A 22,113-nucleotide genomic window follows, 5' to 3' on the forward strand; every position below is an offset into this window, starting at 1 on the left:
GATAAAAAGACGTTTGTCCCGGTTTTAATACGCTCGATCGATTATAGAAATCGCATTGAATTTGATTTCTCGTTTTTCCGGGAGAGTGTTCTGCAAAAAATGAAGGATTCGCTGTTGGGTAGGCCGGCAGAGGGTCGCTAACATGGGCTTCATCCTGTTCATGGATCGCCATTCTTATTTGTGCAATTGAATTGATTTGGCCGATCCAATTCAATTAACGAGTGAAAAATGAATATCCAGCGCCTCGGAGATCTGAAAACCGCATTGGGCGAATGCCCGGTGTGGCATGGACAGCAGCTCTGGCTGCTGGACTGCCGCGCCGGCATGGTGCTGGCGCTGGACCCCGACACCGGGGCGGTGACGGCGCGCCACCAGGCGCCCGCGCCCCTGGGCGCGTTCGCCTTCAACGGCCACGACCGCATCGTGCTGGCCCTGAAGGAGGAGATCGCGGCGCTGGACCTGCGCAGCGGGCAGTTGCGCCCGCTGGCGCGCATCGAGCACAGCCACCCCCACCTGCGGCTGAACGATGGCATCGCGCTGGCCGACGGCAGCTTCGTGGTCGGCACCATGCATGTGTTCCGCGAGGCCGACGAGCCGCCCCTGGGCGGCCTGTACCGGCTCGATACCCGGCTGCAATTGCACAAGCTCGACGACGGCCTGGGCATCACCAACGGCCCCTGCGTGAACCCGGTCAACGGCCGCCTGCACGTGGCCGACAGCGCCGCACGGGTCGTCTATTCGTATGCGATCGCAGCCGATGGCAGCCTGGCCGACAAGCAGGTGTTCGTGCGCACCGACGCCCAGGACTCCGGACCGGACGGCTGCTGCTTCGACAGCGAAGGGGGCCTGTGGACGGCGCTGGTGCGCGTGGGGGCGCTGGCTCGCTTCGATCTGCAGGGCCGGCTCACCCACCAGGTCGCGCTGCCGGTGGCCCACCCGAGCGCACTGTGCTTCGGCGGGCCGGCGATGGACGATCTGTTCGTCACGACCATCAGCGACAGCGGCCGCCTGAGCGCCTCCGGGCCCCTGGACGGCGCCGTGCTCAAGCTGACCGGCCTGGGCTTCAGCGGCGCGGCCCGCCCCGAGTGCCGGATGCCGCTGTAGGCCGCGCGGCGCTCAGGCCGCGGGCGGGGCGTCGAGCCCGGCGGGCTTGCTGTGGGCGGAGAAGCGCAGCTCCGGCCCCGCCACGTGCTCGGCCACGAAATCCAGGAACAGGCGGATCTTGGCCGGGATGATGGGGGTGTCGAGGATGGTGGCGTACATGCCCTCGTCGAAGCCCTTGTTGCTGATGCGATGGTCGTCCAGCACCCGGACCAGCCGGCCCTGGCGCAGGTCGTTGTGCACGGTGTAGTCGTCGAGCAGCGCCAGGCCTTCGCCCAGGCGCGCGAGCTCGAGCAAGGCGATGCCGTTGTTGCTGACATGCCGCGGCTTGAACGCGATGGCGCTGGTCTGCGCCGGCTGCTTGAACAGCCAGGTGTATTCGTCGCCGGGCAGCTGGTAGGCCAGGCACTCGTGCGCCAGGATGTCTTCGGGCGCCTGCAGGGCGGGCTTGCCGGCCAGGTAGGCGGGCGCCGCCACCAGGTAGCGATCGCTCTGGAACAGCATGCGGCGCTTGACGCCGGCCTCCACCGGGGGCGAGATCCGGAAGTCGATGTCGATCTGGCTGCGCCGCAGGTCGGCCGCGGTCTCGCCCAGCGTGAGCTCGATGTGGATCTCCGGGTAGAGCTTGCGGAACGATGCGATCAGGTGCGGCAGCACGCCCAGGCCGAACATCATGCGCGAATGCACGCGCAGCAGGCCCTGCGGCGCGCTGCTGATGGCGGTGATGTTGGCCTGCAGCTCGTTGATGCGCCACAGGATGCCCTCCAGCTGGCGCGCGTATTCCTGTCCCGACTCGGTCAGCGCGACCTGGCGCGTGGAGCGCAGCAGGAGCTTGACCTTCAGCTCGTCCTCGATGTCGGTGATCATGCGCGACACGCCAGTGGCGGAGATCCCGAAGCGGCGCGCGGTCTCGGAAAAGTTACGGGTCTGGGAGATGGACAGGAACAGCTCCATGGCGCGCAATCTATCCATCAGTCCTCCAGTCTCCGCAGTTCAGATCTGCAATTTCATCCATTATCAATTCAGCTGGTCTGCCCGAGAATTTGCTGACCCCTCGCGGGCCCGATTTTTCGCGGAGACAGCACACATGGATTTCGGAATATTCATTCTCGCCCAGCAACGGGGCTATCACCAGACTTCGCAGCAGGTCATCAACAACTCCATCGAGCAGACTGTCGCTGCGGAGCAGGCCGGCTTTTGCAATGCCTGGTATGCGGAGCATCATTTCAACAATTATTCGCTCTCGCCGTCGCCGTTGATGATGGTCGCCCACATGGCCGCCAAGACGACGCGCATCCGCCTGGGTACGGCGGTCTGCATTCTTCCACTCTACCAGCCGGCCCGTTTCCTGGCGGAGGTCGGTTTCGTGGACACGGTGTCCAACGGCCGCCTGGACCTGGGCGTGGGCTCGGGCTACCAGGAGTTCGAGTTCGAGCGTTTCGGCGTCCGGATCGCCGACGCCAGCGCGATCTACAACGAGTTCCTGGACATCCTGCCGAAGGGCCTGACCCAGAAGATCTTCGAGTACGAAGGCCGCTTCCTGAAGGTGCCTCCCAGCTCGATCGCGGTGCGCTGCGTCCAGGACCCGATGCCGCCGGTTTGGATCACTTCGGGCAATCCGGTCGCGCTGGGCCGCGGCGTGCGCGAGAACCACAACCTGTTCGTGACCGCGCTGCTCAACGGCAACGAGGCCATCCAGGGACTGCGCCAACGCCTCGACAAGGTGGCCGACGACAACGGCAAGGACCTGGACCGCGACGTCAAGTTCGGCTTCCTGCGCTGCGCTTATGCCTCCGACAACCAGGCCGAGATCGACGCCTACCTGGATTGCGCGCGCTTCCAGCGCCGCATTTCCGAGAGCCTGAAGTTCCGCCGCTCGCAGTCCGACGACGGCTACATGATCAAGGAAGTGCCGTCCGAGACCGACCCCACGATGGAGCAGCTGCGCAAGAACCTGCCGGTGGGCTCGGTCAACCAGGTCATCGACAAGATGCTGGAGGAGATCAGCATCCTGCGTCCCAAGCACATCGCACTGCAGACCCAGCTGGGCGATTTCGACCAGAAGACCATGCTCAGGCAGATCGACCTGTGGGGTGAAAAAATCATCCCCGCCATCCAGAAGGAGTTGGGACGCCAGCAGCCGGCGATCGACGCACTGGCTGCCTGACCCGAATTCAATCGGCGCGCCTCTGGCCCGGGGCGCCTGCACCGGGTCGCGCACGGCGACCCCCATCCCCCAACGCTTCGCGCAGTCGAATCAGGAGACAACCATGAACAACACACTCATCCAGCGCCGCACGGTCTTGCTCGGCGGCATGCTGCTCGGCGCCGGCGTCAAGGCCATGGCCGCCCCGGAGCCGTGGCCTTCGCGACCGATCCGCCTGGTGGTGGCCGGCTCGGCCGGCGCGGGTGGCGACATCTTCGCCCGCCTGATCGCCGATCCCTTGGGCAAGACGCTGAAGCAGCCGGTGGTGGTCGACGCCAAGCCGGGCGCCAACGGCCTGATCGCGTGCGACACGGTGGCCAAGGCGCCGGGCGACGGCTACACGCTGCTGTTCGCGCCGTCGTCGTCCATCCTCATCAATCCCGTGATTCACCCGAAGCTGCCCTACAACGCGGAAACGGACCTGGTGCCGGTCGCGCAGGTCGGCGCGGCGGGCATCCTGCTGATGACGAATCCGAGCACCGGCTTCAAGAATCTGGCCGACATGGTCGCCTACGCCAAGGCGCATCCCGGCAAGCTCGCCTACGGCTCGTGGGGCACGGGCTCGTCCGGCCACCTGGCCATGGAAGGCATCAAGGCGCACTACGGACTGGACATGCCCCACGTGCCGTACAAGACGATCGTCACCGAAGTCACCGACCTGATCGCCAACAACATCAGCGTCGCCTTCACCGACATCGCATCGCCCATTCCGCACATGCGCAATGGGCGGCTGGTGGCGCTGGGCCAGACGGGCTCGCAGCGCTGGCCGGCCACGCGCGACGTGCCGACGCTGGCCGAACAGGGCTACAAGTTCGAGGCCGACGGCTGGTACGGCGTGTTCGCCCCGGCCGGAACCCCGACGGCCATCATCGACCGGCTCAACGAGGAGATCAACCGCCTGCAGAAGACCGACGAGGTGCGCCAGAAGATCGAAGGCCAGAACATGATCGTGCCGCCGAGCCGCTCGGCCAAGCAGTTCGCCGCCTCGGTCAAGAAGGACGCCGCCATCTGGCAGGGCCTCGCGAAGGTGACCGACCTGAGCGAAAAATAAGCAGCGCGCAAGCGACGATAAACGGGGCCTCTGGGCCCCGTTTTTTTTGCCTCCGGCGGTCGATCCTGCGCTTTTTTGCAGGACTGAATCGCGCGCCGGCCGTATTCCCGAACGACAGGTGCGACCGGAGAATTCCTGCATCGCACATCACTCTTCGGAAGCGGGGCAAGACATGGAATTCGGCGTATTCATCCTGGCGCAGCAGCGCGGCTATCACCAGACTTCGCAGCAGGTGATCCAGAACTCGATCGAGCAGAGCGTGGTCGCAGAGCAGGCCGGCTTCGACACCGCCTGGTATGCGGAGCACCACTTCAACAACTACTCGCTGTCGCCCTCGCCGCTGATGATGATCGCGCACATGGCGGCCAAGACCCGGCGCATCCGCCTGGGATCGGCCGTGTGCATTCTCCCGCTGTACCACCCCGCGCGCTTCCTGGCCGAGGTGGGCTTCGTGGACACGGTGTCCAACGGCCGCCTGGAGCTCGGCATCGGATCGGGCTACCAGGAGTTCGAGTTCGAGCGCTTCGGCGTGAAGATCGAGGAGTCGGGCGCGATCTACAACGAGTTCCTGGACATCCTGCCCAAGGGCCTGACCCAGAAGGTCGTCGAATACGACGGCCAGTACCTGAAGCTGCCGCCGAGCTCGATCGCCGTGCGTCCGGTGCAAGACCCGATGCCGCCGCTGTGGATCACCTCGGGCAACCCCGTCACGCTGGGCCGCGGCGTGCGCGAAGGCCACAACCTGTTCGTGACCGCGCTGCTCAACGGCACCGACGCGATCGTGGCGCTGCGCCAGCGGCTCGACAAGGTCGCGGCGGACAACGGCGCCGACCTCGACGAGGACGTGAAGTTCGGCTTCCTGCGCTGCGCCTTCGCCTCCGACAAGGCCTCCGAGATCGACGCCTACCTGGACAACGCGCGCTTCCAGCGCCGCATCTCGGAGAGCCTCAAGTTCCGCCGCGCCCAATCGGACGACGGCTACATGGTCAAGGAAGTGCCGTCGCCCACCGACCCGAGCTTCGAGCAGCTCCGCAAGAACCTGCCGGTGGGTTCGGTGAACCAGGTGATCGACAAGATGCTGGAAGAAATCGCCATCCTGCGGCCCAAGCACATCGCGCTGCAGACCCAGCTGGGCGACTGCGACCAGAAGACCATGCTGCGCCAGATCGAGCTGTGGGGCGAGAAGATCATTCCGGCGATCCGCAAGGAAGTCGCATCGATGCATGCCGTCGCTGCCTGAGGCACCGTCACCGATGCGCGCTCCCCTCGCTTTCGACAACGCTGCCCTGCAGGGCCGGGTGGCCGTGGTCACCGGCGCCTCCGGCGGCCTGGGCCTGGCCATCTGCCAGCAGCTGCGCGCGATCGGCGCGCAGGTGGTGCAGGCCGACATCAGCCATGCGGCCACGCCGACCGAGGCCGATGGCCTGCTGTCGGTGCACTGCGACATCGCCGAGCCGGCCTCCGTCGCCGCGATGGCGGCGCTGACGCGTTCGCGCTTCGGCCGCTGCGACGTGCTGGTCAACAACGCGGCCATCAGCGGGGCGCCGGTGGGCCTGGAGGACCTCCCGATCGACCTCTGGGACCGCATCTTCCGGGTCAACCTGCGCGGTGCCCTGCTGTGCGCGCAGGCCCTGGTGCCGATGATGTTCGAGCGCGAGGCGGGCAGCATCGTCAACGTGGCGTCGATCGCCGCGCAGGTGCCCACGCGGGTCGGTGCCTATGGGCCGACCAAGGCGGCGCTGCAGGCGCTGACCCGCCAGATGGCCGTGGAATGGGGCCCGCGCGGCATCCGTGCCAACGCGGTCAGTCCCGGCATGATCCGCACGCCCCTGTCGGAGCCGCACTACCGCGACGAAGGCGCGCTGGCGGCCCGCACCGCCAGGATTCCCGCCCGCCGACTCGGCCTGCCGGCGGATATCGCGGATGCCGTGTGCTTCCTCGCCAGCGATGCGTCCGCGTACGTCAACGGGCAGGACATCGTGGTCGACGGCGGCTTCCTGAAGGCATCGCTGAACAATCTCTACGGAAGCTCGCAATGAACCCCGCCATCGAATCGCCCAAGCGGCTGCAGAACGTTTTCGTGGTGGCCGAACGGCCCGCCGAGCTCCATGCCTTCTACGAATCGGCGCTCGGGCTCCAGCTCAAGTTCCGCGACCAGGACCGCTGGATCCAGTACGGGGTGGGCAACACCAGCGTTGCGCTGGCCTGCCGTGAAGAAGCCGTGCCGGCAACCTCCGGCGTCGTCATGGTGTTCGAGGTCGACGACTTCGCCGCCACCTCGCAACGGGTCGCCGCCTCGGGCGGCGAGGTGCTCGGCGTGCGCGACATGGGAGCGCATGGCGCGGTGCTGTCGCTGCGCGACCCCGAGGGCAACATCGTCCAACTCTTCAAGCGCCAGGGGAGCAAGCAATGAACCAGCCGACGCCGCACGCAGAGCCCATCGATCCCAAGCTGTTCCGCCAGCTGCTGGGCTGCTTCCCCACCGGGGTGGCCGTCATCACGACCCGCACGCCGGACGGCACGCCCGTGGGGCTGACCTGCAACTCCTTCAGTTCGGTCTCGCTTGAGCCGCCGCTGGTGCTGTTCAGCCTGCGCAAGGCGAGCAGCCTGCTGGGCACCTTCGTCGAGGCCGACAGCTTCGCCATCAACATCCTGTCGCAGAGCCAGGACCAGCTGTCCGGGCGTTTCGCATCGAGCAGGATCGCCGACAAGTTCGAGGGCGTGGCCTGGCGTCCCGGCCCGCTGGGGACGCCGCTGGTCGACGACTGCCTGGCGAGCTTCGAGTGCCGGGTCCATGCCCGCCACGAGGCCGGCGACCACGAGATCTTCATCGGCGAGGTCAAGCACATGCGCAGCGGCTGCGCCGACCATGCGCTGGTGTTCTACAAGGGCGCCTACATGATGCTGGCCGAGTCGCTGCGCCAGCGGGTGCTCGAAGGGCAGCTGGGTACGGTCGACATCGACGAGGCCTACCGCGCGCTCTACGGCAAGCTGCTGCGGCTGGCCTGCGAGCGGGCCACTCCCGAGGAGGTGGACGCGATCGAGGCCGCCGTGGAAGAGATCGAGCAGCACCAGGGCGCGGACGCGCTGCCGCGGCGCATCGAGGCGACGGCACGCTTCTTCTCATCGATCAGCCTGGCCGGACACAACGAAGCGCTGCGGCTCATGGCCCAGACGATGACCACCGTGCTGCGCGAGCGCATGACGCACGTGATCCCGGTGCGGCCCAGGCCGGACGTGTTTCCGCTGCGGCGCAAGGTGGTCCAGTGCCTGCGGGCGCGGGACGCCGAGGGTGCCGTGGCCGCGCTGGACGAACTGATCACGATGCTGCGCAGGGACGGCGCTGCGCAGGCAGAGGAAGCCGCCGAGACGGCGCCGGTCGAACGCTGACCGCCGCGGCGCGGCGGCGGGACAGGCGCGCGTCAGAGCAGCTTGCGATAGACCACGAAGCCGGATTTCTCAGCCACCTTGTCGTAGAGCTTCATCGCCGTGGTGTTGGTCTCGTGGGTCTGCCAGTACACCCGTGGCGAGTCGGCCGCCGCTGCACGTTCGCATACCGCTTCGATCAAGGCGCGCGCGACGCCCCGGCCCCTGGCCGCCTCGACCGTGAACAGGTCCTGCAGGTAGCAGCTCATGCGGATCTGGGTGGTGCTGCGGTGGTAGAGGAAATGCGCCAGGCCGAGCAGGCCGTGGGCACCCTCCGCGACCAGCGCGTGCACCGGTTCGGCGGGGTCCAGGAAGCGCGACCACGTGGTGGCCGTGAATTCGGCCGGCAGCGCGGTCGGACCGCTGCGGCCATAGAAGGCGTTGTAGCCGTCCCAGAGAGGCTTCCAGGCCGCGAAGTCGGGCTCCGAGACGGGGCGGATGCGAAACGAAGTGTCCATATCGAGGGGCTATGCCCAACGCACCGTCAGGATGCACGCGGCCTGGATGCCGAAGGCGCGGTGATGGATGCCGGGGCCCCAGATCACGAAGTCGCCGTGGCGGCGCAGGGTGTGCGCGAGGCTGTCCGCGGGCGCGAAGTCGGCGCGGGTCGAGAACTCGATGCGGAACTCGCCTTCTGCATCGACCAGCATCGACAGGGTCCGGCCTTCGCTGAGCGGCTTGGGGTCGCCGTTCGGATGGCCCGCCGGATGCCGGAAGTACTTGATGCACGGTCCGCTCGACGTCGTGCCGTCGGCCACATGGCGCAGGGCCGTCGCCGGGCCGTGGGTCCATTCGCCGAAGCCGACGAACCAGCCGGTGCCGTGGGTGTCCAGGTCGCCGGCGTTGCCGAATTCGACGCTTTGCAGCAGGCTCATGCGCGGGCCGTTCTCAGCAGCTTCCCGGTCGACGAGGCGCGCACCAGCAGGACACCGCTCTCGGAGAAGAGATCGGCCTCGAGGAAGACGACGCTGCGGCCCCAGCGCAGCACCCGCGCCTCGACCTCGTAGGCGGCGACCCCGACCCGCTCGAGGAACGACACCTTGAGCTCCAGGCTCGCCAGGCTGGCATCGGGATCGCGCGCTATGACGGCGAAGGCCATCGCGCTGTCGAGCCAGGCCGTGATCAGGCCGCCCTGCACCACGGTGCCCTTCGTGTGGGCGAACTCGGGACGCGCGGTGTAGCGAACGCGGGCGATGCCGGCTTCGTGGTCGACGCGAAGCACTTCGGTGAATCCGATGGCGTGCATCAGGTCCTTGGGGAATTTGCTGAGGTCCATGGTGGCGCGTGTGGCGGTTGTCTCGACAGCGCATATTGTCCGTCCAGACGCGGCGCCGGCGGACTCGGACCTCAGGGCGGGGGCGGCACGAAGCTGTAGCGCAGCCGGCGCCCTTCGAGTCGCAATCGCAGGCCGTGGTGCCTGAACAGGTAGCGCAGGCCGATCGCCAGGGAGCCGAAGCCCGCGGCGGCCGCCACGCCCATGGCCCAGCGCGGGCCGAAGGTATCGGCCACCCAGCCCACCATCGGCGCCCCGATGGGCGTGCTGCCCAGGAGGATCGCCAGCAGGATGGCGATGACGCGGCCGCGCAGGGCCGGGTCGGTGGACATCTGCACCATGCCGTTGGTCGAGGTGGTGAGCGTCTGCGCCGCCGCGCCGGTCACGACCAGGGCGATGCCGAAGCCGACCACGTTGGGCATCAGCGCCGCCGCCAGGCAGCCGAAGCCGAACACCGCCGATCCCACCAGCAGCAGGCCGAAACGCGGCTGGGCGCGGCGCGCCGCCAGCAGCGCGCCGGTGACCGAGCCGATGGCCATCGTCGAAGAGAGCAGGCCGTACTGGCCGGGGCCGCCGTGGAAGGCGCCGACCGACATGGTGGAAATGAAGATGGGGAAGTTCAGGCCGAAGGTGGCCACCAGGAACAGCATGGCCAGCAGGGCGCGCAGGTCGGGGCGGCGCCAGACATGGCGGAAGCCCTCCATCAGGCTGCCCTTGTTGCGCCCCGCCGTGCCGTGACGCGGATAGAGCTCGCCCTGGCGCAGGCAGGCCAGCGAGGTCAGCACCGCCACGAAGGACAGCGCATTGAGCAGGAAGGCCTCGCCCGGCCCGGTGGCCGCGATCACCAGCCCGGCCACCGCCGGCCCCACCATGCGCGCGGCATTGAAGGAGGTGGAGTTGAGGGCCACCGCGTTGGACAGCTCGGTCTCCGACACCAGCTCGGCCACGAAGGTCTGCCGGGCCGGCGCATCGAAGGCCGCCACGCAGCCCAGCAGCAGCGCGAACACGTAGACATGCCACAGCTGCGCCAAGCCGCTCACCGTCAGCAGGCCCAGCCCGAGCGCCAGCAGGCCCATGGCGGCCTGGGTCGCCATCAGCAGCTTGCGCCGGTTCAAGCGATCGGCCGCCAGGCCGGTGAAAGGCAGCAGCACCAGCTGCGGGCCGAACTGCAGCGCCATCACGGTGCCGACGGCGGTGGCGTTGTGGTTCGTCAGGTGCGTCAGCACCAGCCAGTCCTGGGCGGTGCGCTGCATCCAGGTGCCGACGTTGGACACCAGCGCGCCGGCCGCCCACAACCGGTAGTTGCGGTTGCGCAGTGAACGGAAGGTGTTGCTCATCAGGCCTCCAGCAGGCGCTGGAGCAGCCGCACCGCGCCGGCCAGCTGCCGCTGCTCGGCCGGCGAGTAGCGCGCCGAGATCGTGCGCTGCAGCCAGTCTTCACGCGCGGCCCGGACCTGGCGGAAGACCTTGCGCGCCTGCGGGGTGAGCGACAGCAGCGTGCGGCGCCCGTCCGCCGGGTCTGGCGCGCCCCTGACATAGCCGGCTTCGATCAGCGAGGCCACGGTGGCGCCCATGGACTGGGAACGGACGCCTTCGGCCAGCGCCAGTTCGGTCACGGTGGCGGCCTCCTGCCGCTCCAGCCTCAACAGCACAGCGCGCTGGGATTCGGTCCAGTCGGCGGCGGAGGCCTCCTGGCGCAGCCGGCGGCGCAGCTGCGAGGCCAGCATCCGCAGCTCCACCGCCAGCGCGTGGGGCGTGTCGGTTTCGGGGTCGGCGAGTTGGGAGGGCATTGCGCTCGGTTGGACAGGTTAACTACGAAGTTTAGCTTCTTATCCAGACTCCGGGGGTGACCTGGACATGGAGGAAGCACCTGGATTACGAGAAACCGTGCCGTTGACACTTCGAGGACCTCAATGAGAGCTTCAACCGTCAACGCACTTCGCGAGGAAATCGCTGCGTGGCAGGCCATTGCATCCACCGATTTGGTAAACACGATGTCGGATGCTTGACATCGACTGACCACGAACACGGCGCGCGCGTTTGTGACGCTGGCAATGGCCAACATTTAGCTGGCGGGGCGAGTACTGTTGCCACAAATGTGTGCATAGCGAGTGGGTCCGAGCCGAGAGACTTCAAACGGCGAGCGTTGGCTTGAGCTTGACGGCCCCTTCCAGCACGGTGACCTTCCGCTCGGGGCAACTGCCGCGCAGCAGCACATTGCCGCCTTCCATCCACATCTCGAAGCGAAGGCCGTCGTTCGGGAACACCGGCGCGGTGAAGCGTGCGTCGAAAGCCTCCAATCGTCTCGGATCCCAATCGCAGAAGGATTTCATCACGCTGCGGCATGCGAAGCCGTAGGTGCACAACCCATGCAGCACGGGCCGTGGAAAGCCGCCGGCGAGTGCCGCGGCAAGGCTCGCGTGGTGAGGGTTGCGGTCACCCGACAACCGGTACAGCAACGCCTGGTTGCCGAACGTGCGGGCGTCGTCGACAACGTCGGGCGCACGTCGGGGGAGATGCGTCCGCGGCGCGCGGCTTGGCGGGGAGGACGAGAAGCCGCCTTCGCCGCGAACGAAAAAGCCGGTGGTTGTCGTGCAGAGCCAGGCGTCGGAGCGGGCGTCCGCGATACGGGTCTCGACGCGAACCAAGGCGCCCGAGCCCTTGTCCAGGACCTCGCTAACGCGCGTGCTGGAGACGATGTCGCCGGCCGGTGGCAAGGGCGACATCATCTGGATCCGTTGCTCGCCATGGACCACCTTGGGCCATGGAATGCCGCTGGCCTGCACCCAACTGCGGTCCCACGCCACAGTGGTCGCCTGCGTCGGCACGGCCATCAGGCGGTCTTCGTAGACGAAGCGCAGTTCCGCGCTGTCGAGCGGATCCGAGCCGAAGCCAACGCCCAGGGCGTAGAGCATGGTGTCGCGTTCGGTATAGCTGAAACGGCGTGACTCGATCGGCAGTTTCAGCAGCTGGTCGGGAGCGATCATCGGTGGGCAGGACTGCGACGCATCACTTGGGCATCACCTCACCGAGTATGTGGTTCCACTTGGCGTATTCGGCCTTGTACATGGCGCCGAACTCCTGCGGGGTAGTCGGGGTGGGTTCGACGCCTACCTTGTCGAGTTGCGCGCGCACGTCGGGCCGGTGCAGGACCTCCTGCAGTGCGGTGCTGATGGTTGCCACCACATCGGCGGGCATCTTGGCCGGGCCCCAAAGGGCGAACCAGGTCTTGTAGTCGAGCTCGGGCAGTCCGGCTTCCGCGGCGGTCGGCACATCGGGCAGCGACGGGATTCGTTGGTTCTGCATCACGGCCAGCGCGCGCAGGCGGCCGGCCTTGACCATTGGCATGACCTGTGAGGCGGTGCCGGTGACGAACTGTACCTCGCCGCCTACCGCGCCGACCGTGGCGGGGCCGCCTCCCTTGTAGGGAACGTGCACAGTGTTGATCCCGGCGACTTGAGACAACAATTCGCCGGCCAGATGGTCGGCTCCACCCACTCCCGAGGAGCCGTAGTTGAGCTTGCCCGGATTGGCCTTGGCGAGCGCGATGAACTCCTTGAGGTTTTTCGCCGGCAGGTCGGGGTTGACCGCCAGCAAGTTCGACGCGCTGCTGAGCTGCCCGATGGGCGTGAAGCTGGTGAGCGGGTCATAGGACAGGGGCTTGATCACGTAGGCCGACGAAATCATGCCGATGTGCCAGACGAGCAGGGTGTAGCCGTCGGGTTCGGCGCGGGCTACGCTGGCGGCCCCGATGGTGCCGCCAGCCCCCGGCGTGTTGATGACCACCACGGGCTGGCCCAGTTTCTGGCCGAGCTTGTCGGCGACGACGCGCGCAACGATGTCGGTGCCCCCGCCCGCGGCGAAAGGCACGACGATCCTGATAGGGCGGTCGGGATAGCTCGAGGCGCCAAACACCCCGCTGCAGGCCGCGGCGAGCGCGGCGGCGACCAGGGTGCGACGCCCAAAAAACTTGTTCATTTGTCTCCTTGTAACGTGTTGACTCAACAAGTCTATTGTCCTACGCTATGAGTTGAAATGTCAACACATGCATTAGTAGTGCATTCACTTTGAAGTAATCCAAATGAAAATGAACGATCTCCCAACCAACGAAGACATCCAGTGCGAGGTGTCGGAGGGCATTGCAACGGTGCGCATCTCGCGTCCCGAACGGCGCAATGCCTTCACCAACGCGATGTACCGCAGCCTGTCGGACCTGATCCTGGCGTTGGACCGGCTGCCCGAAGCCCGCTGTATCGTGGTCCGCGGCACGGCCGGGATCTTTTCGTCCGGCTCCGACATCGCGCATTTCCTCGACCTGGGAGCGGCCGAGCGCGAAGCGCATTTCCAACTGGTCGCCGATTTGCTCACTGCCCCGGCCCGCATCGCCAAACCGGTGATCGCTGCGGTGCAGGGCCTCGCGCTAGGCGGCGGCACCGGCCTCGCGGCTGCCTGCGACCTGGCGATCGCCGAGGAGGGTGCCAGCTTCGGCCTGCCGGAAATCGAGGTGGGCCTGTGGCCCTGCACGCTGTTGCCCGCGTTGACGCGTGCCATCGGCGGGCGCAAGGCTTACGAACTGGCATTGCTGGGGCAGCGCATCAATGCTGACGAGGCCCTCGAACTGGGCCTGGTGAACCGCGTGGTGCCGGCGGGGCGCTTCGAGGCGGAATTGGCCGACGTCGCCGGGAGGATTGTCGCGTCGAGCCCGGTGGTGGTCCAGATGGGAAAGCGCGCTTTCCAGCAGGCGCTGGATACCGAATTTCACACGGCCACCCGCTTCATGGGCCAGGTGATGGCCCTCAACAGCGCAACCGAGGATGCGAAGCGTGGCATCTCCGCCTTCATGGAACGGGCACGACCCGAATGGGTCGGCCGATAGCCGCTCAGGCGTGCTCCCAGCGCGGCGGCCGCTTCTCGAAGAAGGCAGCGTAGCCCTCGCGCGCTGCAGGCAACTGGTAGGCCTGGACGAAGCATTCGGCCTCGTACTGCAGATGAGCACGAAAGCTGGCGCGGAATTCCCGGTCGACCAGCCGTGCCATGGTCTGGATCGAACTGCGAGGCTGCTGCGCGATGCCGGCCGCCAACGCCTGCGCGCGGGCGTCAAGTGCGTCATCATCGACCACCTCGTCGATCAGCCCCATCTTGCAGGCGGTCGCCGCATCGAGAGTCTCGCCGGTATAGAGAAGGCGTTTTGCCAGCGACGGGCGCACCAGCCGCGCCAGCAGCACGCAGCCACCGGTACCGGGCCAGGCCCCGCGGTTCACCTCGGGTAGCGCAAAGGTGGCGCTTCGCGACGCGATGCGCAAACCGCAGCCCATGGCGAGTTCCAGCCCGCCTCCCATGCATGGCCCGCGAATGGAGGCAATGGTCGGGGTGTCCAGGTCGACCAGCGCGAGGATCATCCGGTGCGCGTTCTCGACATGCGCGCGGGCCACCGCGGCGTCGAATCGCAGCGCATATTCGCGCAGGTCGGCGCCCGCGCAAAAGCTGCGTTCGCCGCTCTCGAAAACGATGCAGCGCACGCTGGCGTCGTCCTGAGCTTCTAGGAAGAAGCTGCCAAGTTCGCGACGTACCGTCTGGTTCAGCACGCCGAGCGGCGGGTTGTGGATTGAAACGTGAGCGAGTGCATGCACTTCGTCGTGCCAAACGCGCAATGAGCTCCGGCCTGCTTGCTCGCTCATGCGGCCGACACCGAGCGGGTCACGGTGTCGAGCATCCGCTGCTTACCCGCGAGGATGTGGTTCTCGAACAGTTCCGCAGCCTCAGTCACCCGGCCATTGCGCAGCGCGTCGACGAGCCGGCTGTGTTCGCTGTGGGAGAGCTGCATTTGCGCCATGGTGTAGACACCCTTGCGCAGGTAGAGGCTGAGTTCCGCCTCGATCGTGTTGTTGAGGTCGATCAGCCGGGGATTCTTGCTGATGGCCATGAGCAGGTTGTGAAACTCCGTGTTGAGCTTATGGTACGTGCTGCCGTCCCGGGCCTTCAGGGCGGTTTCCATCTCATCCATCAAGGCCTGCACGCGATTCTCCTCCTCGGCCTCGAGGCGCGCGGCGGCGAGCCTGCCGGCCGTGCGCGCAATGCCGGCACGCACATCGTACAGATCGAGTGCCGCCTCCAGCGACACCTTGCGCACCTCCGCGCCGCGGTTGGGCACGATGCGCACCAGGCCGCTGCGCTCGAGCGAGCGCAGGGCCTCGCGCGCCGAATTGCGGCCGACCCCCAACTGGAGCGCGAGCGCCTGCTCATTCACTCTCTCGCCCGGCTGCAGGCTGCCGTCCGCAATCATGGCGCGCACCTTGTCCTGGATCTCATCAAGGCGGCTGGCAATGACGTCTGCATCTCTCATAACAACTCTGCTCATGCGGGTATCCAAAAGTTTGGCGCTAGTTTACAGCGCATTCCAAAACGTTCAATTAATGCATGCACTAAGTCTTTAAGTGTTGACACATTGGGGTGGGTGTGTAGAATCGCTCACATGGAACTGCAAGATCTTTACGCCACCCACGGACAATTCATCGATGGCGCATGGCGCTCCGGCAGCGAGGAGGCTTGCGAGATGATCAATCCGGCCACCGAAGTCCCGCTGGGCGCCATCAAGCCGGCCGGCGCTGCTCAGGTCACCGAAGCCATCGCTGCCGCGTACGCGGCCCGTGCGTCGATGCGTGCAATCACCGCCTGGAATCGCTCCGCCTTGTTGCGCCGCGCTGCCGCACTCATCGACGAGCGCGCCGAAGCCCTGGGCCGCCTGGTGGCACTGGAAACCGGCAAGCCGGTGCGGCAGGCCGTGGGCGAGGCCAAGGCATCGGCCGAATCGGTCGACTGGTTCGCCGACGAGGCGCGCCGGGTGTTCGGCCTGAGCTACGAAAGCCGCGTCAAGGGCGACCGCTACCTCGTGCACATGGAGCCGCTGGGGGTCGTGGCCGCGTTCGTGCCATGGAACTTCCCGCTGCTGCTGCTGGCTCGCAAGATGGCGCCGGCCCTGGCGGCCGGCAATACGTTGGTGATTCGTCCGTCGAGCGAGGCGGCCGGCACTACCATGGCGCTCATCAAGTGCTTCGAGGATGCCGGATTCCCCAAGGGGAGCATCAACCTGGTGATCGGCCGCCCGGCGGAGATCACGCCGACTCTGATGAACGACCCGCGCGTCGCCAAGGTCAGCTTCACGGGCTCGGTGCCAATCGGCCGCCAGATTGTCGAGCAGTCGGCCGCCACGCTAAAGCGCGTCAGCATGGAGCTCGGCGGCCACGCGCCAGTGATCGTGCATGCGGACGCCGACATCGACGCCTTCGCCGCGCTCGCCGCGCCGGGCAAATTCCGCAACGCTGGCCAAGTGTGCGCGTCGCCCACGCGCTTCTACGTGCACGAATCCATCGCCGATGAAGTCGGCGCAAAGCTGGTCGCAGCGACCCGCGCCCTGCGCGTCGGATCCCCGCTCGACGATGCCACGGACCTCGGCCCCCTTACCACACGCCGCCGCCGCGACGCCATCGAGAAGATGGTCGATGACGCCGTCTCGGGGGGCGCCCGCGTGCTGTCGGGCGGCGCCCGCCCGCGCGCGACGGAACGCGGCTACTTCTTCGAGCCCACCTGGCTCACGGACCTGCGGTCCGATGCCGCGGTGCTGAACGACGAGCCCTTCGGTCCGCTCGGCACCCTGGCCACCTTCTCGACTCTCGACGAGGTGGTCGCCGAGGCCAACCGGCTGCCGTTCGCGTTGGCCGCCTACGTGTTCACCCGCTCGCTGGCCAAGACCCATGCGACGGTGGACCGCCTCGAGGCCGGCGTGATCGGCGTCAACACCTTCGTCGCCTCCACCGCCGAGACGCCGTTCGGCGGCTCGAAGGACAGCGGCTTTGGGCGCGAAGGCGGCCCGCACGCCATTCGCGACTACCTCGACACCAAATTCGTCAACGTGGCCATGCCGGCCGACGCCGACTGACCGCCGCCCCCCGCACAGACAAAAGGACCTCCCATGAAAGTCATCGCCAACCACGCGAAGCAACGAATCCTGAAAGGCGAACTGGCGCTCGGCATGGGCCTGCGCCAAGCCCGCACCGTTGACATCGCGCAGATTGCCAAGACCTGCGACTTCGACTGGCTGTTCATCGATATGGAGCACAACTCGATGAGCGTCGACACCGCGGCGCAACTGTGCCAGGCGGCGCTCGGCGTCGGCATCACGCCGATGATTCGCGTGCCGGCCCACGAGGCCTTCCACAGTACCCGCCTGCTCGACACCGGCGCCCAAGGCATCGTGATTCCGCACGTAAGCACGGTGGAGCAGGCGCGCGCCGTGGTGGATTTCTGCCGCTTCACGCCGCTCGGCCGGCGCTCGATTCCGGGCAGCCTTCCGCAGACCCGCTTCATGCCGCTGCCCGTGACCGAAACGGTCGCCTTGATCAACAGCGAGACACTGGTCGTGGCGATGATCGAGACGGTGGAAGGACGCGACAACGTCGATGCCATCGCCGCCGTGCCCGGCATCGACGTACTGCTGGTCGGCTGCACCGACATGGCGGCCGAACTCGGCGTGCCCGGCCAGCTGGGCCATGCCAGCGTGAAGTCTGCCCTCGACACCGTATTCGCGGCGTGCCGCCGCCATGGCAAGGCCGCCGGCGTGGGCGGCGTCTACGACGAGGCCTTGATGGCCGAATACATCGGCAAGGGTGCTCGGCTGATCCTGAGCGGCTCCGACCTCGCCTTCCTGATGACGGGCGCGCGCAGCCGTTCGACGATGCTGCGCAGCATTCCGCTGGACGAGAAGCTCGCCGCCGTGGCCTGAGGCACCGATACCATGAATCCCGCCTACACCCTGGCCATGCTCGATCGCGCCGACCTGCGCCCCTACCTGAATGACGAGCAGTTCGAATTCCGCCGCAGCGTGCAGCGCGTGCTCGCCAAGCACGCCAGCCCCGAATACATCGGTATGTGCGACGAGGAAAAGCGCTTTCCCAAGGAGCTGATCGACGTCGGCGTGGAACAAGGCTGGTTCGCCCTAACGCTGCCCGAGGCCTACGGCGGCATCGGCGACTACATGGATATGACGGCCTTCCTGGAAGTCGCTGCCTATTACAGCGTTGCGCTGAGCCGCTTCTGGAACGCCAACATCAACATGGTGGGGGGCGCGGTGTCGCGCTTCGCCAGCGAGGAGATCAAGAAAGAGGTGCTTCCGGCGCTGGCCGAAGGCCGCGGCTGGCTGGCCTTCGCGCTGAGCGAGAACGGCTCCGGCTCGGACGCTGCCTCGCTCACCACCCGCGGCGTGGCCGACGGCGACGACTTCATCATCGACGGCACCAAGATGTGGATCACCGGCGCGATGCAAGCCAAGTACATCCTGACCGCCGTGCGCACCGACCGGGAAGCCACCAAGCACAACGGCATCAGCCTGTTCCTGGTGCCGACCGACGCGCCGGGCCTGGAGATCCGCCCGATCGACCTGCTCGGCGGCAGCGCCATCCGCACCTGCGAAGTGAACTACGTCGGCGTCCGGGTGCCCCGGCGGCTGATGGTCGGCGAGCTGCACATGGGCTGGAAGCGGCTGACGGCGGTGCTGGCCAAGGAGCGCGTCGCCCTGTCGGCGATGTGCGCCGGCGCGGCGCAGGCCGCGGTCGACCTGGCGCGCTGGTATGCGCTGGACCGCAAGCAGTTCGGCCAGCCGGTGTTCGACTTCCAGGCCGTCTCGCACATGCTGGTGGACATGCAGACGCAGGTCGATGCGGCGCGCATGATGTCCTACCGTGCGGCCAAGCTGCTGGTGGACGGCCAGCCCTGCGATGCCGAGTCGTCGCAGGCCAAGTACTTCGCGTCGGACGTCTACGTGAAGGTAGCCACCGACGGCCTGCAGATCATGGGTGCCAACGGTTACGCCATGGAATACCCGATGCAGCGCCACTACCGCGAGTCGAAGCTGTTCCAGATCTTCGGCGGCACCAACCAGATCCAGCGCAACATCATCGCGCGATCCCTCAAGGCCTGAGCAAGCGAATCATGAGCAAGAGCATCGTTGAACAACTCCGCGGCCTCGGACTCAAGGTCGAAGAACTCGCCACCGACGTGGTGGTGGTGGGCGGCGGCGGCGCGGCATCGCGGGCGGCGCTGTCGGCGCGGCTGGCCGGTGCCGAGGTGCTGATGCTGGCCAAGGCCCCGCTCGGCACCGGCGGCAGCACGGTCCACGGCGCCAGCGAGATCATGAGCATGGGCGCATCGGGCTACGGCGCGGCGGCCGACAGCCCCGAGGTCCACTATCGCGACACGATGGCAGCCGCCAGCGGCTTCATCGATCGCGACCTGGTGCGCGTGCTCGCCGAAGACGCGCCGCGCCGCATCGCCGACCTCATCTCCTACGGCGTGGCCTTCGATCGCGCCGCGCCGGACAAGGTCGCGGCGGGCCACGCCACCGACTACAAGCTGATCCAGAGCGACTTCGGCAGCTATGCCCGGGCGCTCGGTGTCTCCGGCAAGACCGGCAAGGCCTTCGTCGCCGCCCTCAACGAACAGGCTCTGGCGCGCGGCGTGAAGGTGCGCGCTCCGGCAGCGCTGGTCGACCTGCTGCTCGACGCCGAAGGCCATGCCGCCGGCGTGCTGGCGCTCGACGTCCGGACGCAAACCTGGCTGGTAGTACGTGCGCAATCGGTGGTGCTGGGCACCGGCGGTGCGCACGGCCTCTTCTCGCAGCAGGTGTCGACGGCAGAGATGACCGGCGACGGCCAGGCGGTGCTGTACCGCGCAGGCGCCGAGCTTGTGAACATGGAGTTCCACCAGTTCGGGCCGGCGCTGGTCCATCCATACGTCCAGCTGTTCTCCAAGTCGTGCTTCGTCCTGCATCCGCGGATGACCAATTCGGAGGGCCGCGAGTTCCTGTCCGACTACCTGCCCGCGGGCGTCAGCGTCGAGGAGGTGATGGACGAGAAGGTGTTTCCGTTCACGGTGAGCAACGTCTCACGCTACATCGACATCTCGATCGCCTCGGAAATCGCCGCGGGTCGCGGCAATGAGCGGGGAACCATCAACTTCTCGCTGGCGCATGTGCCCGCCCCGAAGCTGGAAGCGGTCATCCCGAACACGATGCGCTGGATGAAGGCCAACGGCGTCGATCCACAGAAGGATTCGATGGACGTCGGCATCGCCTTCCAGTGCCTGAACGGCGGCGTTCGCATGGTCGACGCCGATGCACGCTCGACCATTCCCGGCGTGCACGTGATCGGCGAGCTGGCCGGTGGCGTCCGGGGCCCCGACCGTCCGGGCGGCAATTCGCTGGCCGAGGGGCAGGTGTTCGGCCACCGCGCGGGCGATGCCGCCGGGCGCGATGCGCGCGACGGCGCCTCATGGAAGGCCGTAGCCGGCGATGCAGTGGTCGAGCGGCTGCGCCGTGCACTGGCGGCCAACGCGGCCTTCGACGCGGCCGGCAGCGCCCGGCGCCTGCAGGCCGCAATGCAGCGACATGCCCTGGTCGAGAAGAGCGAGGCCGGACTGAACCAGGCGTTGGAGGTGGCGCGCGACATCGAGGTCTCGCTCGCGCAGGGCGGCGGCGCGACGCCGGCAACGCTGCACGAGGTGCTGACGGTGCAAAACATGTCGACCACCGCGTCGATCATCCTGGAAGCCTGCCTGGCCCGGCGCGAGACGCGCAGCGGCCACCTGCGCACAGATTTCCTCCAACGCGATGACGAGGCCTACGGCCACGCCTTCGTGCAAACCCGCGCGCAGGACGGCCGCAGCCGCTTCACGGCGCTCGCCTACCCGGCGGCCGATTGAAACTGCCGACCAGCGCGTCGATGCATCCAGACAAGGAAGAGACAACACCATGAGCGAACAAGCCAAACCCACGCCGCTGAGCGGCTACACCATTCTCGACCTGAGCGTGATGACCGCCGGTCCGGTCGGCACCATGCTGCTGGGCGACATGGGCGCCGACGTCATCAAGGTCGAGGAGCCGGCGCGAGGCGATCTGGCCCGCGACCTCGGCAACCAGTTCGTGAACGGTGAAAGCGTGCAGTTCATGTCGCAGAACCGGAACAAGCGCAGCCTGCGCCTGGACCTGAAGACGCCCGCCGGCAAAGCAGTGTTCCTGCGCATGGCCAAGACCGCCGACGTGATTGTCGAGAACTTCCGCCCCGGCACGGTGGACCGCCTGGGCATCGGCTACGAGGCGGTTCGCGCCATCAATCCTAAGATCATCTATGCGAGCGCCTCGGCCTTCGGGCAGAGCGGTCCGTATGCTGCGTGGCCGGCGAACGACCCGATCGTTCAGGCGGTCGCCGGGCTGATGGACATGACCGGCGAAGCCGGCGGCCTGCCGGTGCGGCTGGGCGCGCCGCTGCCGGACTTCGGCGCCGCAGCGATGATGGCGCTGGGCATCACCAGCGCGCTGCTGCACCGCGAACGCACCGGTGTCGGCCAGCGCATCGACACCTCGCTGCTGGGTGCGGCGCTGTTCAGCACCATTCCGCGCGACGGCGAAACCATGCGCAGCGGCAAGGCGCCGTCGCGCCTTGGCAGCGGACATCCAACCATGGTTCCCTATCGCAACTATGAGGGCGCCGACGGCAAGTACTTCTTCGCCGCCTGCTTCACCGAGAAGTTCTGGATCAACCTGTGCCGCGTGCTGGGCCGCACCGACCTGCTGGACGACGAACGCTTCGTGAACAACACCCAGCGCACGGTCAACCGCCACCTGCTCGACGCGATCCTGGAGGACGCCTTCGTCAAGCAGCCTGCCGCCTACTGGGTCAAGACCCTGTCCGAAGCCGACGTGCCTTGCGCCGCGGTGCAGGACTATCACACCGCGCTCACGACCGATCCTCAGATCAAGCACACCGGCGCGGTGCTGCACCTGGACCATCCGGTCGCCGGCCCGATGACCAACCTGGCCAATCCGCTCAACCTGCACGGCACGCCGGTGACGATCCGCCGGCCGCCGCCGGTGCTCGGCCAGCACAGCGAAGAAGTGCTGCACGAGCACGGCTTCTCGGCCGGCGAGATCGACGAGTTGATGAACAAGGGCGTCGTCAAGGGATCGCGCCTGCACGACGTCCCCGCAGCCAAGGCGGCACGGTGACAC

General features: G+C 67.1%; 23 protein-coding genes. 13 read left to right on the plus strand and 10 right to left on the minus strand.

Annotation, left to right across the window (positions count from 1 at the left end; all coding sequences use genetic code 11):
* Nucleotides 1-228 precede the first annotated feature (228 nt).
* Complete coding sequence (locus AC1DF3_RS27205) at nucleotides 229-1,104, plus strand: SMP-30/gluconolactonase/LRE family protein (protein WP_478141487.1); 876 nt, start codon at nucleotides 229-231, stop codon at nucleotides 1,102-1,104.
* Nucleotides 1,105-1,116: 12 nt separating this feature from the next.
* Here AC1DF3_RS27205 and AC1DF3_RS27210 read toward each other — a convergent pair whose 3' ends face one another.
* Nucleotides 1,117-2,073, minus strand: coding sequence for a LysR family transcriptional regulator (locus tag AC1DF3_RS27210; protein ID WP_478141488.1), 957 nt, complete (start codon nucleotides 2,071-2,073; stop codon nucleotides 1,117-1,119).
* A gap of 115 nt (nucleotides 2,074-2,188) precedes the next feature.
* On the opposite strand from AC1DF3_RS27210, the gene AC1DF3_RS27215 reads away from it, so the two are divergent.
* The 6 genes from AC1DF3_RS27215 (at nucleotide 2,189) to AC1DF3_RS27240 (ending at nucleotide 7,748) form a co-directional block, all read left to right on the plus strand.
* On the plus strand, nucleotides 2,189-3,268 hold the full coding sequence (locus tag AC1DF3_RS27215) for an LLM class flavin-dependent oxidoreductase (RefSeq protein ID WP_301815122.1): 1,080 nt from the start codon (nucleotides 2,189-2,191) through the stop codon (nucleotides 3,266-3,268).
* A gap of 103 nt (nucleotides 3,269-3,371) precedes the next feature.
* Complete coding sequence (locus tag AC1DF3_RS27220; RefSeq protein ID WP_286520930.1) at nucleotides 3,372-4,358, plus strand: Bug family tripartite tricarboxylate transporter substrate binding protein; 987 nt, start codon at nucleotides 3,372-3,374, stop codon at nucleotides 4,356-4,358.
* A 172-nt stretch (nucleotides 4,359-4,530) separates the two neighbouring features.
* Complete coding sequence (locus AC1DF3_RS27225; protein ID WP_301815124.1) at nucleotides 4,531-5,598, plus strand: LLM class flavin-dependent oxidoreductase; 1,068 nt, start codon at nucleotides 4,531-4,533, stop codon at nucleotides 5,596-5,598.
* Between the two features lie 13 nt (nucleotides 5,599-5,611).
* Nucleotides 5,612-6,397, plus strand: coding sequence for an SDR family NAD(P)-dependent oxidoreductase (locus tag AC1DF3_RS27230; protein WP_301815125.1), 786 nt, complete (start codon nucleotides 5,612-5,614; stop codon nucleotides 6,395-6,397).
* Nucleotides 6,394-6,771 (plus strand): VOC family protein, encoded by a 378-nt coding sequence (locus AC1DF3_RS27235; RefSeq protein ID WP_286530678.1) that lies wholly within the window; start codon nucleotides 6,394-6,396, stop codon nucleotides 6,769-6,771. The genes AC1DF3_RS27230 and AC1DF3_RS27235 overlap by 4 nt, the downstream gene beginning before the upstream one ends.
* The gene (locus tag AC1DF3_RS27240; RefSeq protein WP_478141489.1) at nucleotides 6,768-7,748 is read left to right on the plus strand and encodes a flavin reductase; all 981 of its coding nucleotides are present in this window, start codon (nucleotides 6,768-6,770) and stop codon (nucleotides 7,746-7,748) included. The genes AC1DF3_RS27235 and AC1DF3_RS27240 overlap by 4 nt, the downstream gene beginning before the upstream one ends.
* 32 nt (nucleotides 7,749-7,780) lie before the next feature.
* On the opposite strand, the gene AC1DF3_RS27245 is transcribed toward AC1DF3_RS27240, so the two are convergent.
* From AC1DF3_RS27245 to AC1DF3_RS27275, 7 genes are all read right to left on the minus strand, one after another.
* Nucleotides 7,781-8,242, minus strand: coding sequence for an N-acetyltransferase family protein (locus tag AC1DF3_RS27245; protein ID WP_478141490.1), 462 nt, complete (start codon nucleotides 8,240-8,242; stop codon nucleotides 7,781-7,783).
* A gap of 9 nt (nucleotides 8,243-8,251) precedes the next feature.
* The gene (locus tag AC1DF3_RS27250; RefSeq protein WP_286530675.1) at nucleotides 8,252-8,659 is read right to left on the minus strand and encodes a hypothetical protein; all 408 of its coding nucleotides are present in this window, start codon (nucleotides 8,657-8,659) and stop codon (nucleotides 8,252-8,254) included.
* The gene (locus AC1DF3_RS27255) at nucleotides 8,656-9,060 is read right to left on the minus strand and encodes a PaaI family thioesterase (protein ID WP_286530674.1); all 405 of its coding nucleotides are present in this window, start codon (nucleotides 9,058-9,060) and stop codon (nucleotides 8,656-8,658) included. The genes AC1DF3_RS27250 and AC1DF3_RS27255 overlap by 4 nt, the downstream gene beginning before the upstream one ends.
* Nucleotides 9,061-9,131: 71 nt before the next feature.
* Nucleotides 9,132-10,394, minus strand: coding sequence for an MFS transporter (locus AC1DF3_RS27260; RefSeq protein WP_286530673.1), 1,263 nt, complete (start codon nucleotides 10,392-10,394; stop codon nucleotides 9,132-9,134).
* Nucleotides 10,394-10,846, minus strand: coding sequence for a MarR family winged helix-turn-helix transcriptional regulator (locus AC1DF3_RS27265; protein ID WP_478141491.1), 453 nt, complete (start codon nucleotides 10,844-10,846; stop codon nucleotides 10,394-10,396). The genes AC1DF3_RS27260 and AC1DF3_RS27265 overlap by 1 nt, the downstream gene beginning before the upstream one ends.
* 342 nt (nucleotides 10,847-11,188) lie before the next feature.
* Nucleotides 11,189-12,043, minus strand: a complete 855-nt coding sequence (locus AC1DF3_RS27270) for a MaoC/PaaZ C-terminal domain-containing protein (RefSeq protein WP_478141492.1) — start codon at nucleotides 12,041-12,043, stop codon at nucleotides 11,189-11,191.
* 22 nt (nucleotides 12,044-12,065) lie between these two features.
* Nucleotides 12,066-13,034 carry a Bug family tripartite tricarboxylate transporter substrate binding protein gene (locus AC1DF3_RS27275; protein ID WP_286530670.1) on the minus strand — a complete coding sequence of 323 codons (969 nt, stop codon included), beginning with the start codon at nucleotides 13,032-13,034 and terminating at the stop codon, nucleotides 12,066-12,068.
* Between the two features lie 103 nt (nucleotides 13,035-13,137).
* Here AC1DF3_RS27275 and AC1DF3_RS27280 point away from each other — a divergent pair, with 103 nt between their 5' ends.
* The gene (locus AC1DF3_RS27280) at nucleotides 13,138-13,932 is read left to right on the plus strand and encodes an enoyl-CoA hydratase/isomerase family protein (protein WP_478141493.1); all 795 of its coding nucleotides are present in this window, start codon (nucleotides 13,138-13,140) and stop codon (nucleotides 13,930-13,932) included.
* A 4-nt stretch (nucleotides 13,933-13,936) separates the two neighbouring features.
* Here the strand turns inward: AC1DF3_RS27280 and AC1DF3_RS27285 are convergent, their stop codons facing one another.
* Both AC1DF3_RS27285 and AC1DF3_RS27290 read right to left on the minus strand, forming a co-directional pair.
* Nucleotides 13,937-14,734: an enoyl-CoA hydratase/isomerase family protein gene (locus tag AC1DF3_RS27285; protein ID WP_478141494.1), complete on the minus strand. Its 798-nt coding sequence runs from the start codon at nucleotides 14,732-14,734 to the stop codon at nucleotides 13,937-13,939.
* Nucleotides 14,731-15,414 (minus strand): GntR family transcriptional regulator, encoded by a 684-nt coding sequence (locus AC1DF3_RS27290; RefSeq protein WP_286530666.1) that lies wholly within the window; start codon nucleotides 15,412-15,414, stop codon nucleotides 14,731-14,733. The genes AC1DF3_RS27285 and AC1DF3_RS27290 overlap by 4 nt, the downstream gene beginning before the upstream one ends.
* Before the next feature lie 114 nt (nucleotides 15,415-15,528).
* Here AC1DF3_RS27290 and AC1DF3_RS27295 point away from each other — a divergent pair, with 114 nt between their 5' ends.
* Genes AC1DF3_RS27295 through AC1DF3_RS27315 form a run of 5 tightly spaced genes read left to right on the plus strand, consistent with a single transcriptional unit; the run spans nucleotide 15,529 to nucleotide 22,110 of the window.
* Nucleotides 15,529-16,992, plus strand: a complete 1,464-nt coding sequence (locus AC1DF3_RS27295) for an NAD-dependent succinate-semialdehyde dehydrogenase (RefSeq protein ID WP_286530665.1) — start codon at nucleotides 15,529-15,531, stop codon at nucleotides 16,990-16,992.
* Between the two features lie 33 nt (nucleotides 16,993-17,025).
* The gene (locus AC1DF3_RS27300) at nucleotides 17,026-17,835 is read left to right on the plus strand and encodes an HpcH/HpaI aldolase family protein (protein WP_286530664.1); all 810 of its coding nucleotides are present in this window, start codon (nucleotides 17,026-17,028) and stop codon (nucleotides 17,833-17,835) included.
* A gap of 12 nt (nucleotides 17,836-17,847) precedes the next feature.
* Nucleotides 17,848-19,029 (plus strand): acyl-CoA dehydrogenase family protein, encoded by a 1,182-nt coding sequence (locus tag AC1DF3_RS27305; protein WP_286530663.1) that lies wholly within the window; start codon nucleotides 17,848-17,850, stop codon nucleotides 19,027-19,029.
* 11 nt (nucleotides 19,030-19,040) lie between these two features.
* Nucleotides 19,041-20,807 carry an FAD-binding protein gene (locus AC1DF3_RS27310; RefSeq protein ID WP_286530662.1) on the plus strand — a complete coding sequence of 589 codons (1,767 nt, stop codon included), beginning with the start codon at nucleotides 19,041-19,043 and terminating at the stop codon, nucleotides 20,805-20,807.
* A gap of 49 nt (nucleotides 20,808-20,856) precedes the next feature.
* Complete coding sequence (locus tag AC1DF3_RS27315; RefSeq protein WP_286530661.1) at nucleotides 20,857-22,110, plus strand: CaiB/BaiF CoA transferase family protein; 1,254 nt, start codon at nucleotides 20,857-20,859, stop codon at nucleotides 22,108-22,110.
* The last annotated feature ends 3 nt before the right edge of the window (nucleotides 22,111-22,113 follow it).

It is taken from the genome of Variovorax sp. 10N432, assembly GCF_056394465.1.